13 protein-coding genes are annotated in these 16,095 nt (G+C 70.3%); 12 read left to right on the top strand and 1 reads right to left on the bottom strand.

What is annotated here, in order from left to right; all coding sequences use genetic code 11:
- Positions 1 to 7: 7 nt before the first annotated feature.
- The 12 genes from coaE to M3666_RS08710 all read left to right on the top strand — a co-directional run bounded on the left by coaE (position 8) and on the right by M3666_RS08710 (position 15,005).
- The gene (gene coaE, locus M3666_RS08765; protein WP_251155016.1) at positions 8 to 610 is read left to right on the top strand and encodes a dephospho-CoA kinase; all 603 of its coding nucleotides are present in this window, start codon (positions 8 to 10) and stop codon (positions 608 to 610) included.
- A 96-nt stretch (positions 611 to 706) separates the two neighbouring features.
- Positions 707 to 2,779 (top strand): excinuclease ABC subunit UvrB, encoded by a 2,073-nt coding sequence (gene uvrB / locus M3666_RS08760; RefSeq protein WP_066658265.1) that lies wholly within the window; start codon positions 707 to 709, stop codon positions 2,777 to 2,779.
- Positions 2,769 to 3,692: an SDR family NAD(P)-dependent oxidoreductase gene (locus M3666_RS08755; RefSeq protein ID WP_251155015.1), complete on the top strand. Its 924-nt coding sequence runs from the start codon at positions 2,769 to 2,771 to the stop codon at positions 3,690 to 3,692. Before uvrB ends, M3666_RS08755 begins: the two co-directional genes overlap by 11 nt.
- Before the next feature lie 49 nt (positions 3,693 to 3,741).
- Positions 3,742 to 6,777, top strand: coding sequence for an excinuclease ABC subunit UvrA (uvrA, locus tag M3666_RS08750; protein ID WP_245171061.1), 3,036 nt, complete (start codon positions 3,742 to 3,744; stop codon positions 6,775 to 6,777).
- Positions 6,778 to 8,889: an excinuclease ABC subunit UvrC gene (gene uvrC, locus M3666_RS08745; RefSeq protein ID WP_251155014.1), complete on the top strand. Its 2,112-nt coding sequence runs from the start codon at positions 6,778 to 6,780 to the stop codon at positions 8,887 to 8,889.
- Between the two features lie 108 nt (positions 8,890 to 8,997).
- Positions 8,998 to 9,909 carry an RNase adapter RapZ gene (rapZ, locus tag M3666_RS08740; RefSeq protein ID WP_066654437.1) on the top strand — a complete coding sequence of 304 codons (912 nt, stop codon included), beginning with the start codon at positions 8,998 to 9,000 and terminating at the stop codon, positions 9,907 to 9,909.
- Positions 9,910 to 9,985: 76 nt separating this feature from the next.
- A complete protein-coding gene (gene whiA, locus M3666_RS08735; protein WP_209682494.1) occupies positions 9,986 to 10,966 on the top strand; it encodes a DNA-binding protein WhiA in 981 nt (326 codons plus the stop codon).
- A 256-nt stretch (positions 10,967 to 11,222) separates the two neighbouring features.
- Positions 11,223 to 12,233: a type I glyceraldehyde-3-phosphate dehydrogenase gene (gene gap, locus M3666_RS08730; protein WP_058749583.1), complete on the top strand. Its 1,011-nt coding sequence runs from the start codon at positions 11,223 to 11,225 to the stop codon at positions 12,231 to 12,233.
- On the top strand, positions 12,230 to 13,447 hold the full coding sequence (gene pgk, locus M3666_RS08725; RefSeq protein WP_066654427.1) for a phosphoglycerate kinase: 1,218 nt from the start codon (positions 12,230 to 12,232) through the stop codon (positions 13,445 to 13,447). Before gap ends, pgk begins: the two co-directional genes overlap by 4 nt.
- A 43-nt stretch (positions 13,448 to 13,490) precedes the next feature.
- Positions 13,491 to 14,270: a triose-phosphate isomerase gene (gene tpiA, locus M3666_RS08720; RefSeq protein ID WP_066654426.1), complete on the top strand. Its 780-nt coding sequence runs from the start codon at positions 13,491 to 13,493 to the stop codon at positions 14,268 to 14,270.
- Between the two features lie 120 nt (positions 14,271 to 14,390).
- Positions 14,391 to 14,642, top strand: coding sequence for a preprotein translocase subunit SecG (gene secG / locus M3666_RS08715; protein ID WP_058727797.1), 252 nt, complete (start codon positions 14,391 to 14,393; stop codon positions 14,640 to 14,642).
- A gap of 3 nt (positions 14,643 to 14,645) precedes the next feature.
- Positions 14,646 to 15,005: an RNA polymerase-binding protein RbpA gene (locus M3666_RS08710; protein WP_066654425.1), complete on the top strand. Its 360-nt coding sequence runs from the start codon at positions 14,646 to 14,648 to the stop codon at positions 15,003 to 15,005.
- Positions 15,006 to 15,301: 296 nt separating this feature from the next.
- Here the strand turns inward: M3666_RS08710 and pgl are convergent, their stop codons facing one another.
- Entirely contained in the window at positions 15,302 to 16,072 is a 771-nt protein-coding gene (gene pgl, locus M3666_RS08705; RefSeq protein WP_251155013.1) for a 6-phosphogluconolactonase, read from the bottom strand.
- Positions 16,073 to 16,095 lie beyond the last annotated feature (23 nt).

The following is a 16,095-nucleotide window of genomic DNA, read 5'->3' as shown; positions in this document are numbered from 1 at the left end:
TGGACCCGTGCGCATCATCGGTCTGACAGGCGGCATCGCCGCGGGCAAGTCCACCGTCTCCCGTCGCTGGGCGGAGCACGGCGCGGTCGTCGTCGACGCCGACCAGCTCGCGCGGCAGGCGGTCGCTCCGGGCAGCCCCGGGCTCGCCCGTGTCGTGGAACGGTTCGGGACGGGCGTGCTCGCCCCCGACGGCGCGCTCGACCGGGCCGCCCTGGGCAGCATCGTCTTCTCCGACGCCTCGGCGCGGAAGGACCTCGAGGGGATCACCCACCCGGAGGTGTGGCGGCTCGCACGGGGAGCGTTCGACGCCGCCGAGGCCGCTGATCCGGAAGCCGTCGTCGTCTACGACGTCCCGCTCCTCGCCGAGGCCCGGGGGAGTCGGCCGATCCGGTTCGACGCGGTCGTCGTCGTGGATGCCCCTGCGGCGCAGCGGGTCGGACGACTCGTCGAGCACCGGAGCATGCCGCGTGACGAGGCCGAGCGACGCGTGGCGGCCCAGGCGTCGGACGCCGAGCGGCTCGCCCTCGCCGACCACGTCGTCGACGCGACCGGATCGCTCGAGGACACCCTGCGGTCCGCCGACGCGGTGTGGGAGCGCATCGCGTCCTGACCGGGCCCAGCAGGCCCTGGTAGCCGCTCAGCTGTGGGCGATCAGGGCCGTCGGGTGTCAGGGGGCGCGACTACCGTTGTCCCCATGGCAGTGTCGATCCAGCCCACCCGGGCGATCCGTCCCTTCGAGGTGATCAGCGAGTACTCGCCGAGCGGTGACCAGCCGGCGGCGATCGCCGAGCTCGCCGGTCGGATCAACGCGGGTGAGACCGACGTCGTGCTGCTCGGCGCGACCGGTACCGGCAAGTCGGCGACCACCGCGTGGCTGATCGAGCAGGTCCAGCGGCCGACGCTCGTGCTCGCGCACAACAAGACCCTGGCCGCGCAGCTGGCGAACGAGTTCCGCGGGCTCCTGCCGAACAACGCGGTCGAGTACTTCGTCTCGTACTACGACTACTACCAGCCCGAGGCGTACGTCCCGCAGACGGACACCTTCATCGAGAAGGACTCGTCGGTCAACGCGGAGGTCGAGCGGCTCCGGCACTCGACGACGAACTCGCTGCTCAGCCGGCGCGACGTCGTGGTCGTGTCCACCGTGTCCTGCATCTACGGCCTCGGCACGCCCGAGCAGTACATGAACGCGTCGATCGCGCTCCACGTCGGTCAGACGATCTCCCGCGACCAGCTCGTGCGCAAGTTCGTCGGCATGCAGTACCAGCGCAACGACGTCGACTTCGCCCGCGGCACCTTCCGCGTCCGCGGCGACACCATCGAGATCATCCCGATGTACGAAGAGCACGCGATCCGCATCGAGATGTTCGGTGACGAGATCGAGGCGCTCACCTCGCTGCACCCGCTGACCGGCAACGTCATCGCGGACCTGCCCGGTGTCTCGATCTTCCCGGCGTCGCACTACGTCGCCGACACCGACGTCATGCACCGGGCGATCGAGCGGATCAAGGACGAGCTGGCCGACCGACTCGCCGAGCTCGAGGGCCAGGGCAAGCTGCTCGAGGCCCAGCGGCTCCGCATGCGCACGACCTTCGACATCGAGATGATGGAGCAGATCGGCTTCTGCTCCGGCATCGAGAACTACTCGCGCCACATGGACGGGCGCGATGCGGGCGAGGCGCCGCACTGCCTCATCGACTACTTCCCGGACGACTTCCTCATCGTGATCGACGAGTCGCACGTGACCGTGCCGCAGATCGGCGCGATGTACGAGGGTGACGCCTCCCGCAAGCGCACGCTCGTGGAGCACGGGTTCCGCCTGCCGAGCGCGCTCGACAACCGACCGTTGACGTGGGAGGAGTTCCTCGAGCGCGTCGGGCAGAAGGTCTACCTGTCGGCGACCCCGGGCAAGTACGAACTCGGCGTCACCGACAGCGTCGTCGAGCAGATCATCCGTCCGACGGGTCTGGTCGACCCCGAGATCGTCGTGAAGCCGAGCGACGGCCAGATCGACGACCTGCTCGAGGAGATCAAGCTGCGCGTCGAGCGTGACGAGCGCGTGCTCGTCACGACCCTGACCAAGCGGATGGCCGAGGAACTCACGGACTTCCTCGGCAACGCCGGCGTCCGCGTGCGGTACCTGCACTCCGACGTCGACACCCTGAAGCGTGTCGAACTGCTGACGGAGCTGCGCCAGGGCGTGTACGACGTGCTCGTCGGCATCAACCTGCTGCGCGAGGGCCTCGACCTGCCCGAGGTGTCCCTCGTGGCGATCCTCGACGCCGACAAGGAGGGGTTCCTGCGGTCGTCGACGTCGCTCATCCAGACGATCGGCCGTGCCGCCCGCAACGTGTCGGGCCAGGTGCTCATGTACGCCGACAAGATTACCGACTCCATGCGCCAGGCGATCGACGAGACCGATCGGCGCCGCGAGAAGCAGGTCGCCTACAACCTCGAGCACGGCATCGACCCGCAGCCCCTCCGCAAGAAGATCGCCGACATCACCGAGGTGCTGCAGCGCGAGAGCGACGACACCAAGGCGCTGCTCGAGGGTCGCCCGGGTTCCGACGGCCGCCGGTCGCCCACGCCGAACCTGCGTCGCGAGGGCATCGCGGGAGAGGGCGCGACCCAGCTCGAGGCGACGATCGCCGACCTCAACGACCAGATGCTGCAGGCCGCGGCCGAGCTGAAGTTCGAGCTGGCGGCACGGCTCCGCGACGAGGTGCAGGACCTGAAGAAGGCGCTGCGACAGATGGAGTCCGCCGGGCATGTCCGCTGACACCTCCGGGACCGCGCGGCGGACGGTCGTCGTCACGGGTGCCAGCGCCGGCCTGGGCTACCACGCAGCCGAGCAGCTCGCGGCACAGGGCCACCGGGTCGTGCTCGCCACGCGGAACCCCGAGCGTGCCGCCGCTGCCGAGCGGAGCATCCGGAAGCGCGTCGACGACGCAGCGCTCGTGCACCTGCACCTCGACCTGGCCGACCTCGACAGCGTGCGTGCCGCGGCCGTGCGGCTCCGGGAGCTCGGCCCCGTGCACGCCCTGCTCAACAACGCCGGCGTGGTCGGATCGGCTCGACCGCAGCGCACCGCGCAGGGCTTCGAACTGCAGGTCGGCACGAACCACCTCGGACACTTCGCCTGGACGGCGCTGGCGCTGCCGGCCCTCGACCAGGACGCCGGGCGTGTGGTGCACCTCGGCTCCATCGCGCACCGCCTCACGACGCTCGACCGGACGGATCCGCTCGCGGTCGGCCGCTACGAGGGCCACCGCCAGTACGCCAGGAGCAAGCTCGCGGTGATGCTGTTCGGCTTCGAGCTCGCGCAGCGGTTGGGTGACGCCGGCTCGCGGGTGCGCAGCGTCGTCGCGCACCCGGGGCTTGCGCTCGACGCCGCCGCGCCGCCCCGACCGGACGTCGCGCCGACGCGGTCGGAACCGGCGTGGATGCGGGCGGGCTCGGGCTGGGTGGCGCAGGGCAAGGACGCCGGGGCGCGGCCACTCGTGCACGCCGCCGTCGGTGAGGCCGTGCGCTCGGGAGAGTACTGGGGGCCGGCCGGTCCGCTCCAGTTCGCCGGTCGTCCGGCGCTCGTCCCGGCGCGCCCGCGTGCCCACGACCGCACCGTCGCTGCGCGCCTCTGGACGGCGAGCGAACAGGCGACCGGCGTCGCGTTCGCTCTCGACGCACTCGGCTAGACCGCCACGCCCGGACGGATGTCGGTCCTGCTTCGTAGAATCGTCTGCGATGACCATCACCTCTGACCGCGGAACCGCGACCCCGGGCCGGAACGCCTTCGGCGAGCCTGCAGACCTCCACATACCCGGCGGGACGGCGCCGCACAGCACCTCGACGCTCAGCGTCCGGGGCGCTCGCGTGCACAACCTCCGCGACGTCGACCTCGAGATCCCTCGGGACTCGCTCGTCGTGTTCACCGGGCTGTCCGGGTCGGGCAAGTCCTCGCTCGCGTTCGACACGATCTTCGCCGAGGGCCAACGGCGCTACGTGGAGTCGCTGTCGGCCTACGCCCGGCAGTTCCTCGGCCAGGTGGACCGGCCCGACGTCGACTTCATCGAGGGCCTGTCGCCGGCGGTCTCGATCGACCAGAAGTCGACGAACCGGAACCCGCGGTCGACCGTGGGCACCATCACCGAGGTCTACGACTACATGCGTCTGCTCTGGGCGCGCATCGGTGTCCCGCACTGCCCCGTCTGCGGCGAGGTGATCAGCAAGCAGAGCGTGCAGCAGATCGCGGACCAGCTCATGGAGTTCGAGACCGGCACGCGCTTCCAGGTCCTCGCGCCGGTCGTCTCCAAGAAGAAGGGCGAGTTCGTCGACCTCTTCCAGGAGCTCGCGGCCTCGGGGTACGCCCGTGCGATCGTCGACGGTGAGCGCATCCAGCTGAGCGACCCGCCCAAGCTCAAGAAGCAGGTCAAGCACGACATCTCGGTGATCGTCGACCGTCTCGTGGCGAGCGACGACATCCTCGGCCGCCTCACCGACTCGCTCGAGACCGCCCTGCGGTTGACGAACGGCACCGTGGCGATCGACCTCGTCGACCACGAGGGGCCCGGCGCGGTCCGGACCTACTCCGAGAACCTGTCCTGCCCGAACAACCACCCGCTCGCGCTCACCGAGATCGAGCCGCGGACCTTCTCGTTCAACGCACCGTTCGGTGCCTGCCCCGAGTGCTCGGGCCTCGGTACCCGCATGTCGGTCGACCCCGACCTGGTGCTCGGCGACCCCGAGGCCTCGCTGCGAGACGGCGTCCTGCTGCCCTGGACGGGCACGAGCGGGCTGTACTCGTACTTCGAGAAGCTCCTCGCGGGTCTCGGCAAGGACCTCGGGTTCGGCCTCGACACCCCGTGGAACCAGCTCGACCCGTCGGTGCAGGCCGCGATCCTGACCGGCAAGGACTTCCAGGTCTCCGTGTCGTGGAAGAACCGTTTCGGCCGCGAGATGCGGTACACGAGCGGGTTCGAGGGCGTCATGCCCTACATCGAGCGCAAGTTCGCCGAGGCCGAGTCGGACTCGCAGCGGCAGCGCTTCCAGGGCTACCTGCGCGAGGTCCCCTGCCCGGTCTGCGACGGCACGCGCCTGAAGCCCGAGGTCCTCGCCGTGACGGTCGACGGTCGCAGCATCGCCGACGTGACCGACATGTCGCTCGACCAGGCGTACGGCTTCATGGAGGAGCTGACGCTCACCGAGCGTGAGGCGCACATCGCGGCCGCCGTCCTCCGCGAGATCCGCGCGCGGCTCGAGTTCCTGCTCGAGGTCGGCCTGAACTACCTGACCCTCGCACGCGGAGCCGGCGGGCTCTCCGGCGGCGAGGCGCAGCGCATCCGGCTCGCGACGCAGATCGGATCGGGCCTGACGGGCGTGCTCTACGTGCTCGACGAGCCGAGCATCGGCCTGCACCAGCGCGACAACCGTCGGCTCATCGACACGCTCGTCAAGCTCAAGGACCTCGGCAACACCCTCATCGTCGTCGAGCACGACGAGGACACCATCCGCACGGCGGACTGGGTCGTCGACATCGGACCGGGCGCGGGCGTGAACGGCGGCAAGGTCGTGCACTCCGGCTCCTACGAGGGCATCATCGCGAACCGCGAGTCGGTGACCGGTGACTACCTGGCAGGTCGGCGCGCGATCGAGGTGCCCGCCGAGCGACGGAAGATCAACCCGAAGCGCGTCATCAGCGTGCAGGGCGCCCGGGCGAACAACCTCAAGCAGGTCGACGTCGACTTCCCGCTCGGTGTCTTCACCGCGGTGACCGGCGTCAGCGGCTCCGGCAAGTCGACCCTGGTCAACGACATCCTGTACAAGGTGCTCGCGAACCAGCTCAACGGCGCACGGCACATCGCCGGCAAGCACACCCGCGTGAAGGGCCTCGACCAGCTCGACAAGGTCGTGCACGTCGACCAGGCGCCGATCGGCCGCACCCCGCGGTCCAACCCGGCGACCTACACCGGCGTGTTCGACCGCATCCGGCAGCTCTTCGCCGAGACGCCCGAGGCGAAGGCGCGCGGCTACCAGCCCGGTCGCTTCAGCTTCAACGTCAAGGGCGGCCGCTGCGAGAACTGCTCGGGTGACGGCACGATCAAGATCGAGATGAACTTCCTGCCCGACGTCTACGTGGCGTGCGAGGTCTGCGGCGGTGCGCGGTACAACCGCGAGACGCTGCAGGTGCACTACAAGGGCAAGGACATCTCCGAGGTCCTCGACATGCCGATCAGCGAGGCGGCAGAGTTCTTCGAGCCGATCTCGGCGATCCACCGCTACATGGCGACGCTCGTCGACGTGGGCCTCGGCTACGTGCGCCTCGGGCAGAGCGCGACGACCCTCTCCGGTGGCGAGGCCCAGCGCGTCAAGCTCGCGACGGAACTCCAGCGCCGCTCGAACGGCCGCACGGTCTACGTGCTCGACGAGCCGACGACCGGCCTGCACTTCGAGGACGTCCGGAAGCTGCTGCTCGTGCTGCAGAGCCTGGTCGACAAGGGCAACACCGTGATCACGATCGAGCACAACCTCGACGTGATCAAGTCCGCCGACTGGCTGGTCGACATGGGACCGGAGGGCGGTGCCGGTGGCGGTACGGTCCTGGCCGTCGGCACCCCGGAACACGTGGCCGACGTCCCCGAGAGCCACACCGGTGTCTTCCTGCGCGAGATCTTCGATGCGCAGGACGCCCGTGTCGGCAAGGAGCAGGCGGTCGGTGCGCGTCAGGCCACCCAGAAGCACCAGGGCGGGCAGCAGAGCAAGCAGAAGGCGGGTGCTCGGTAGGTGGCGGACACCGTCTCCTGGCGGCCGAAGGCGGGGGAGATCCCGACCGACCCAGGCGTCTACCGGTGGCGTGACGAGGCCGGTCGGGTGCTCTACGTCGGCAAGGCGAAGAACCTCCGCGCCCGCCTGAGCAACTACTTCGCACCGCTGCCGACCCTCCACGAGCGCACCCGACGCATGGTGCTCACGGCCCGGAGCGTCGAGTGGACCACCGTCGGCTCCGAGATCGAGGCACTGCAGCTCGAGTACACCTGGATCAAGGAGTTCGACCCGCCGTTCAACGTCAAGTTCCGGGACGACAAGTCGTACCCGTACATGGCGATCACCCTGGGCGAGGAGTCGCCGCGGGTGATGGTGACGCGGAACCGGAAGATCAAGGGCGCGAAGTACTTCGGGCCCTACCCGAAGATCTGGGCGGTGCACGACACCATCGACCTGATGATCAAGGTGTTCCCGATCCGCACCTGCTCGGACTCGTCCTACAAGAAGGCGATGCAGACGGGCAAACCGTGCTTCCCGGGCCAGATCGGCAAGTGCGGTGGACCCTGCTCGCAGAAGGTCACGATCGCCGAGCACCGGGCGATCGTCGAGGAGTTCGTCCGGTTCATGGGCAGCTACGACCGCAGGGTGATCACGACCCTGCGGCAGCGCATGGCCGCGGCCGCCGACGCCATGGACTACGAGCAGGCGGCGCGCTACCGCGACCAGGTCGGTGCCCTCGAAGCGGTGCTCGAGAAGTCGGCGGTGGTCCTCCGGGACTCGGTCGACCTCGACCTGTTCGGTGTGGCCGAGGACGAGCTCGCCGCCGCCGTGCAGCTGTTCTCCGTGCGCGGCGGGCGCATCCGCGGTGTCCGGGGGTGGGTGGTCGACAAGGAGCTCGACATCAGCACCGGCGACCTGGTCGAGCAGATCGTCCAGGGCCAGTACGCGACGAGCGACGACGTCCCGCGCGAGGTCGTCGTGCCGGAACTCCCCGAGGACGCCGAGGCCCTGCAGCAGTGGCTCAGCGAGCGGCGCGGCGGGCGCGGCACGAAGCTCAGCACGGCCCAGCGGGGTGACCGGGCGGGCCTCGCGCGCACGGCCGCCCAGAACGCCGCGCAGGCGCTCATGCTCTACAAGACGAAGCGCAGCGCCGACTACACGACGCGGTCGGCTGCCCTCGCCGACATCCAGGACGCCCTGGGCATGACCGAGGCCCCTCTGCGGATGGAGTGCTACGACATCTCCCACCTGCAGGGCACGAACGTGGTGGCGTCGATGGTGGTGTTCGAGGACGGGCTCCCGCGCAAGGACCAGTACCGCCGCTACACGATCGCCGAGACGACCGACGACACCGACAGCATGTACCAGGTGCTGTCGCGACGGCTGGCGCGCCTCGACGAGGACGCCACGGTGCCGGACGTCCCGGACGCCACGAGCGAGGACGTCGTCGAGGGCACGAAGCCGACGAAGCGGTTCGCGTACCGTCCGCAGCTGCTCATCGTCGACGGCGGCCAGCCCCAGGTCCAGGCGGCCAAGCGGGCGATGGACGAGGCCGGTGTGCACGACATCGCCCTGGTGGGCATCGCGAAGCGGCTCGAGGAACTGTGGTTGCCCGACGACGACTTCCCGGTGATCATGCCGCGCAACTCCGAGGCGCTCTTCCTGATCCAGCGGATCCGTGACGAGGCGCACCGGTTCGCGATCACGCACCAGCGGACCCGCCGGAAGCGCGACGTCCGGTCGCAGCTGTCGGAGATCCCCGGGCTCGGCCCGACGCGGGTGAACGCCCTGCTCAAGCACTTCGGGTCGGTCGCGCGCCTGCGTGAGGCGACGGCGGAGCAGATCGCCGAGGTGAACGGCGTCGGGCCGGCCACCGCGGCGGCGGTCGTCACGAAGCTCGCGCAGACGCCCCGCAGCGCGCCGGAGGGGAGCCCGCCCGGAGGAAGCGTGCCGGAGGCGAGCGACGCCGACCCTGCCGGGCGCGCAGCCAGCACCCCCGGTCCGGAGCGGACGACGGACCCGGACCCGCCCGCAGCAGCCGCCGTGGAGGAGCCGAGCCGCGCCTCCCGGCCGGTCGGCCCCGTCCGCGTCCCGGACGTCTCCGCCGACGGCCCGTCGCGTCCACGGTGACCGGCCCCGCTCCGAGCGCGGGACGGTAGCCTGGACGCGCAGCCGAGACCCGAAGCCGAGACCTCCCCGGGCCGTGGCCCGGGCCGCCACGACGGAGCCCTCCCACACATGAGCGACACGAGCGACGACCGAACAACCCCGACGTCCGCGTCGCAGCAGCACGACATCCTCATCGTCACCGGCATGTCCGGCGCCGGCCGTTCCACGGTCGGCAAGGCGCTCGAGGACCTCGGCTGGTACGTGGTCGACAACCTCCCGACGCAGATGCTCGGCCCGCTCACCGAGCTCGCGGACCGTGCCGGGGAGAAGATCCCGAAGATCGCGACCGTCGTCGACGTCCGCGGCGGACGGTTCTTCACCGACCCGGAGCAGGCGGTCGAGCAGGTCCGTGCCAGCACCTCCGCCCGGGTCCGGGTGCTCTTCCTCGAGGCGACGGACGCCGTGCTCGTGCGCCGCTTCGAGCAGGTCCGCCGGCCGCACCCGTTGCAGGGCGACGGGACGCTGCTCGACGGCATCGGCCTCGAGCGTTCGCGGCTGTCCGGGCTGCGCGAGGCCTCCGACGTCGTCATCGACACCTCGGACCTGAACATCCACCAGCTCGCCAACGCCGTCACGGAGCGCTTCGCCGACGACCACTTCGTCGGGGTCCAGGTCACGCTCATGAGCTTCGGGTTCAAGTACGGGCTGCCCGCCGACGCCGACATGGTCGCGGACGTGCGGTTCATCCCGAACCCCTACTGGGTGCCGGAACTCCGCCCGCACACCGGCCTCGACGCCCCCGTCTCGGAGTACGTCCTGTCGCAGCCGGGCGCCCGCTCGTTCGTCGAGCGGTACGCTGCCGTGCTCGAGCCCGTGCTGGCGGGATACCAACGCGAGAACAAAAGACACGCTACGATCGCCATCGGCTGTACCGGCGGCAAGCACCGCTCGGTCGCCGTCGTCGCCGAGTTGGCGAACCTCCTCCGCGGGATGTCCGACGTCGCCGTGCGTGTGAAGAACCGAGATCTCGGCCGGGAGTGACCGTTCCTCCGGCCGCTCCACACCCACGTGCGCCGGACCCGCGGACCCCACCAGAGAAAACGTTAGGAATGATGCTGTGCCGTTGACTGCCGAGGTCAAGGACGAACTGGCCAGGGTCGTCGTGAACCGCAACACGGTCCGCGCCGCCGAACTCGCGACCATCCTGCGGTTCGCGGGCGGCCTGCACGTCATCTCGGGCAGGATCGCGGTCGAGGTCGAGCTCGACACCCGGATCATCGTCCACCGCGTGCGCAAGGACCTGGCGGAGCTGTACGGCGTGCGGAGCGAGGCGTCGGTGGGGTCGTCCGCGTCCTCCCGCCGCGGCACCCGCTACCTGGTCCGCGTGCTCGAGGCGGGGGAGACGCTCGCCCGCCAGACCGGGCTCATGGACGCGCGCCGTCGCCCGGTGCGTGGCCTGCCGAACCGTCTGACGACCGGCAACCGCGAGGACCTCGCCGCCATCTGGCGCGGTGCGTTCCTCGCCTCCGGCACGCTGACCGACCCCGGTCGCGCCGCCGCGCTCGAGGTCACCTGCCCGGGCAACGAGGCGGCGATGGCACTGGTCGGTGCCGCCTCGCGCCTCGGGATCGCCGCGAAGGGCCGCGAGGTCCGCGGCGTCCACCGCGTCGTCATCCGCGACGGCGAGGCGATCGGCCAGATGCTCACCGTCATGGGCGCCGCCCGCACCACCGCCGAGTGGGAGGAGATGCGCCAGCGCCGCGAGGTCCGCGCCACCGCCAACCGTCTGGTGAACTTCGACGACGCCAACCTCCGCCGCTCGGCGCAGGCCGCCGTCGCCGCGTGCGCCCGCGTCGAGCGCGCGCTCGAGATCCTCGGTGACGACGTCCCGGACCACCTCAAGTACGCCGGGTCGCTCCGGCTGCAGCACCGTGACGCCTCGCTCGACGAGCTCGGTCAGCACGCCGAGCCGCCGATGACCAAGGACGCGATCGCCGGCCGCATCCGCCGCCTGCTCGCGATGGCCGACAAGAAGGCCGTCGACACCGGCGTGCCGGGGACCGAGGCCAGCGTGCCGGAGGAGCTCGAGGGGGCGTAGCCCCGACCGGCCCCACGACGGACGGGAGGCGCGGTGCCGGCTGGCACCGCGCCTCCTGTCCGTCCGGGGGAGCGTCCACCACCGTCGGCGGGACCGTCCGGACGGACCGTCATCCGGCGCGGGCGCGCAGTGTCCGACTGCTAGGGTCGTTACGGCGACGTTACGGGGCGTATCGTCCACCACACGTGGGTCCGCAGGGCCGCACGACTCCGAAAAGCAGCGCCCCCGGGGCGCTCCACACCCACCAGGAGATCCATTGACCGTCAAGATCGGCATCAACGGCTTCGGCCGCATCGGCCGTAACTTCTTCCGGGCCGCCCTCGCCAAGGGCTCCGACCTCGAGATCGTGGCGGTGAACGACCTCACCGACAACGCGGCCCTCGCGAACCTGCTGAAGTTCGACTCCATCACGGGTCGTCTCGGCGTCTCCGTCGAGCTCGACGGCGACAGCATCGTCGTCGACGGCAAGCCGATCAAGGTCCTCGCGGAGCGCGACCCCGCGAACCTCCCCTGGGGCGAGCTGGGCGTCGACATCGTCATCGAGTCGACCGGCTTCTTCACCAAGGCAGCCGACGCGCAGAAGCACATCGACGCGGGCGCCAAGAAGGTCATCATCTCGGCCCCGGCGACCGGCGACGACGTCACCATCGTCCTCGGCGTGAACGAGGACCAGTACGACCCCGAGAACCACAACATCATCTCGAACGCGTCGTGCACCACGAACAGCCTCGCGCCGCTCGCCAAGGTCTTCCACGACAAGTTCGGCATCGAGCGTGGCCTCATGACGACGGTGCACGCGTACACCGCCGACCAGAACCTGCAGGACGGCCCGCACAAGGACCCGCGTCGTGCCCGCGCCGCGGCGCTCAACATCGTCCCGACCTCGACCGGTGCGGCGAAGGCCATCGGCCTCGTCATGCCCGAGCTCGCCGGCAAGCTCGACGGCTACGCCCTCCGCGTGCCGGTGCCGACCGGTTCGATCACCGACCTCACCCTCGAGACGTCGTCCGAGGTCACCGTCGACGAGATCAACGCCGCCTACAAGGAGGCCGCCGAGGGCCCGCTCAAGGGCATCCTGCTCTACAGCGAGGACCCGCTGGTGTCGACCGACATCACGACGGACCCGCACTCGTCGATCTACGACTCCGGCCTGACCAAGGTCATCGGCAAGCTCGTCAAGATCACCTCGTGGTACGACAACGAGTGGGGCTACTCGAACCGCCTCGTCGACCTGACCGAGTACGTGGGCGAGCGACTCTCGGCATGAGCCTCCGCACCCTCGAGGACCTCGGCGACCTCGCCGGCAAGCGCGTCGTCGTCCGGTGTGACCTGAACGTCCCGCTCAAGGACGGCACGATCACCGACGACGGCCGCGTGCGCGCGTCGCTGGGCACGCTCAACACGCTCGTCAACGCCGGTGCGCGGGTCATCGTGATCTCGCACCTCGGTCGTCCCGACGGCACGCCTGCGCAGGAGTACTCGCTCGCCCCCGTGGCGCAGCGGCTCTCCGAACTGCTCGGCAAGGAGGTCACCTTCGTCGGCGAGACCGTCGGCGACGAGGCGACCGCGGCCGCCGAGGCCCTCGGGGACGGCGACGTCCTGCTGCTCGAGAACCTCCGCTTCAACCCGGAGGAGACCTCGAAGGACGCGTCGGCGCGCACGGCGTTCGCCGAGCGGATCGCCGCCCTCGGTGACGCGTTCGTGTCGGACGGCTTCGGCGTCGTGCACCGCAAGCAGGCCTCCGTGTACGAGCTCGCGGCAGCGCTGCCCAGCGCGGCCGGCTCGCTCATCGAGTCCGAGCTGACGGTGCTCGAGCGGTTGACCAAGGACCCGCAGCGGCCGTACACGGTCGTGCTCGGCGGATCGAAGGTCAGCGACAAGCTCGGTGTCATCGAGCACCTGCTCCCGCAGGTCGACACGCTGTGCATCGGCGGCGGCATGCTCTTCACGTTCCTCGCGGCCCAGGGTCACGGGGTCGCGAAGTCGCTCCTCGAGCAGGATCAGCTCGACACCGTCCGGGCGTACCTCGCCAAGGCGGACGAGCTCGGCGTGACGATCGACCTGCCGACCGACGTCGTGGTGGCCTCCGGGTTCGCTGCGGACGCCGACCACGAGACCGTCGCGGCCGACGCGATCGAGTCCTCGTCGTTCGGCACGGACGGCATCGGCCTCGACATCGGCCCGGAGACCGCGGCGCGCTTCGCGTCGGCGGTGTCCGGCTCGAAGACCGTGTTCTGGAACGGCCCGATGGGCGTGTTCGAGTTCCCGGCGTTCGCAGCAGGCACGAAGACGGTCGCGCAGGCGTTGACCGAGGTCGACGGCCTCGGTGTCGTCGGCGGTGGCGACTCCGCGGCGGCCGTCCGGTCGCTCGGGTTCTCGGACGACCGGTTCGGACACATCTCGACCGGCGGTGGTGCGAGCCTCGAGTTCCTCGAGGGCAAGTCGCTCCCCGGTCTCGAAGCACTGGGGTGGTCCCGATGACCCGCACGCCGTTCATCGCCGGTGACTCCGGGAAGGACACAGCATGAACCGCCGTCCGTTCATCGCCGGTAACTGGAAGATGAACCTGGACCACCTCCAGGCCATCGCCACCGTGCAGAAGCTCGCGTGGACCCTGAAGGATGCCCGCCACGACCACGACGACGTCGAGGTCGCGGTGTTCCCGCCCTTCACGGACCTCCGCAGCGTGCAGACGCTCATCTCGGCCGACAAGCTCGAGATCCGGTTCGGCGCCCAGGACCTGTCCCAGTACGACTCCGGTGCCCACACCGGTGACGTGTCCGGGGCGTTCCTCGCAGCGCTCGATGCGCAGTACGTCATCGTCGGACACTCCGAGCGGCGCACGCTGCACGGGGAGACCGACGAGGTCGTCGCCGCGAAGACCGCCGCTGCAGTCAAGCACGGCCTCGTGCCGGTGGTCTGTGTCGGTGAGACCGGCGAGGAGCGCGAGCAGCGCGGCGCCGGTGTCGTCCCGGTCGAACAGCTCAAGGTCGTCCTCGAGGCCGTGAAGCCGTCCGAGATCGTCGTCGCGTACGAACCGGTCTGGGCGATCGGTTCCGGTCAGGCCGCGACTGCGGAACAGGCCCAGGAGGACTGCGCCGCGCTGCGTCGCGGGATCGCCGAGGCCTGGGGCGACGACCTCGCCGCCAGCACGCGCGTGCTCTACGGCGGTTCTGTGAAGTCGGGCAACATCGCCGGCTTCCTGCGCGAGCCCGACATCGACGGCGCGCTCGTCGGTGGGGCCTCGCTCGACGTGCAGGAGTTCGCGGCGATCGCGCGCTTCCGGCAGCACGTCGGACTCTGATCCATCCTGCTCAGGCCGGCCACGTCCGCGTGGCCGGCCTGAGCCACGCCCGTGCCGGTGTCGGGGCTGCTCACGCGGCCCGCTACACTTGCAGGGCTGACTTCACACGAAAGGTACGTCGTGGCGATACTCTCCGTCGTGCTGCAGGTCCTGCTCGCGATCACGAGCCTCCTGCTCACGCTCCTCATCCTCCTGCACAAGGGCCGCGGTGGCGGTCTCTCCGACATGTTCGGCGGCGGCGTGACGAGCAACCTCGGGGCGTCCGGCGTCGCCGAGCGCAACCTCAACCGCATCACGGTGATCCTCGGTCTGGTCTGGATCGTCTCGATCATCGTGCTCGGTCTCATCAACAAGTTCACGGCAGGGAGCTGAGCCATGGCAACCGGAGGCAGTGCAATCCGAGGGTCCCGCGTCGGCGCGGGTCCGATGGGGGAGCAGGACCGCGGCGTCCAGGCCGAGCGCGTGGCCGTCTCGTACTGGGACGCCCTCGGCAACGAGGTCGTGCGGTACTTCTCGGCGACCCTGCCGGACGACGAGATCCCGGAGACGGTGGACTCGCCGTCGACGGGTCTGCCGGCCGGCCGCGACAAGGAGAACCCTCCCGTCGTCGCGAAGACCGAGCCCTACAAGACGCACCTCGCGTACGTGAAGGAGCGCCGCACCGAGGAAGAGGCAGCGCAGCTCCTCGAGGACGCGCTGCAGCAGCTCCGGCAGCGTCGCGGTACCGCGAAGTAGCACCTGGCGTCAGAAGGCCCCCGCACCGATCCGGTGCGGGGGCCTTCGTCATCCGCCGGACGTGTCGTCGGTGCCCTCGGTCCTCCGGTCCTGGCTGTTCCGGTCGCAGGACGTGCCGCACGCGGTCGTTCGGGTCGCACGACATGCCGTCGGGGTCGGAGGTGAGTGGCAAGTCGTGCGACCGGAAGCGGGCCGGCGACGTCCGCACGGCAGTTGCGCGGACCGACCGGACCACAGACGGACGGGAGGCGCGGTGCCAGCCGGCACCGCGCCTCCCGTCCGTCAGGGGGTCGCGTCTAGTAGGTCGACGCGATGAGGTTCTCGGGGACCTCGCGCGCGGCGTCCTGGTCCACGAAGAACACGGTGCGCTTGCGGCCCTGGACGCCGCCGACGGGGACCTCGTCCACCGCGGCACCGGCCAGCGCGAGGCCGAGCACCGACGCCTTCTCGGCGCCGGACAGGATGACCCACACGCGCTGCGAGGCGTTGATCACCGGGAAGGACAGCGTCAGGCGCTGCGCCGGCGGCTTGGGGGAGTCGTCGACCGTCAGCACGGCACGGTCGGTCACCGCGAGCTGCGGGAACTCGGGGAAGAGCGACGCCGTGTGGCCGTCGGGGCCGACCCCGAGCAGCGTGATGTCGAAGCGGGGCGCGACCGCGCCCTCGGGTGCTGCCTCCTGGAGCTCGCGCTCGTACTGAGCGGCGGCCTCGTCGATGGACAGCCCGGCGTCGGACGGTGCCATCGGGTGGATGTTCGCCTGCGGGATGTCCACGTGCTCGAAGAAGTCCGTCTCCGTGCCGGTGACGTTGCGGTCCGCATCGCCCTCGGCGACCCAGCGCTCGTCGACCCACCACACGTGCACCTTCGACCAGTCCACGCTCTCACGCGCAGGCGACTGCCCGATCGCCGCGAGGACCAGGGTCGACACCGAGCCGCCGCTGATCGCGATGTCCGCGCGCTCCTGCTCGTCCAGCACGTCGATGATCTTCGTGATGAAGCGAGCGGCGACCGACGCGCCGAGGGACTGCTTGTCCGGGTGCACCAGCACCCGTCGTTCGTTGGTCACGTGTCTCCCGTGTTCGTGGCGGC

The organism is Curtobacterium sp. ODYSSEY 48 V2, from assembly GCF_023712625.1.
Lineage (GTDB): Bacteria > Actinomycetota > Actinomycetes > Actinomycetales > Microbacteriaceae > Curtobacterium.
Note: the sequence above shows the minus strand (reverse complement) of the source record. Positions and strands in the feature narration are given on the sequence as shown.

What these genes read in the sequence shown, in the direction of transcription:
- uvrA (WP_245171061.1), top strand. Translation starts at nt 3,742, where the DNA reads ATGACCATCACCTCTGACCGCGGAACCGCGACCCCGGGCCGGAACGCC.
- rapZ (WP_066654437.1), top strand. Translation starts at nt 8,998, where the DNA reads ATGAGCGACACGAGCGACGACCGAACAACCCCGACGTCCGCGTCGCAG.
- M3666_RS08755 (WP_251155015.1), top strand. Translation starts at nt 2,769, where the DNA reads ATGTCCGCTGACACCTCCGGGACCGCGCGGCGGACGGTCGTCGTCACG.
- M3666_RS08710 (WP_066654425.1), top strand. Translation starts at nt 14,646, where the DNA reads ATGGCAACCGGAGGCAGTGCAATCCGAGGGTCCCGCGTCGGCGCGGGT.
- tpiA (WP_066654426.1), top strand. Translation starts at nt 13,491, where the DNA reads ATGAACCGCCGTCCGTTCATCGCCGGTAACTGGAAGATGAACCTGGAC.
- pgk (WP_066654427.1), top strand. Translation starts at nt 12,230, where the DNA reads ATGAGCCTCCGCACCCTCGAGGACCTCGGCGACCTCGCCGGCAAGCGC.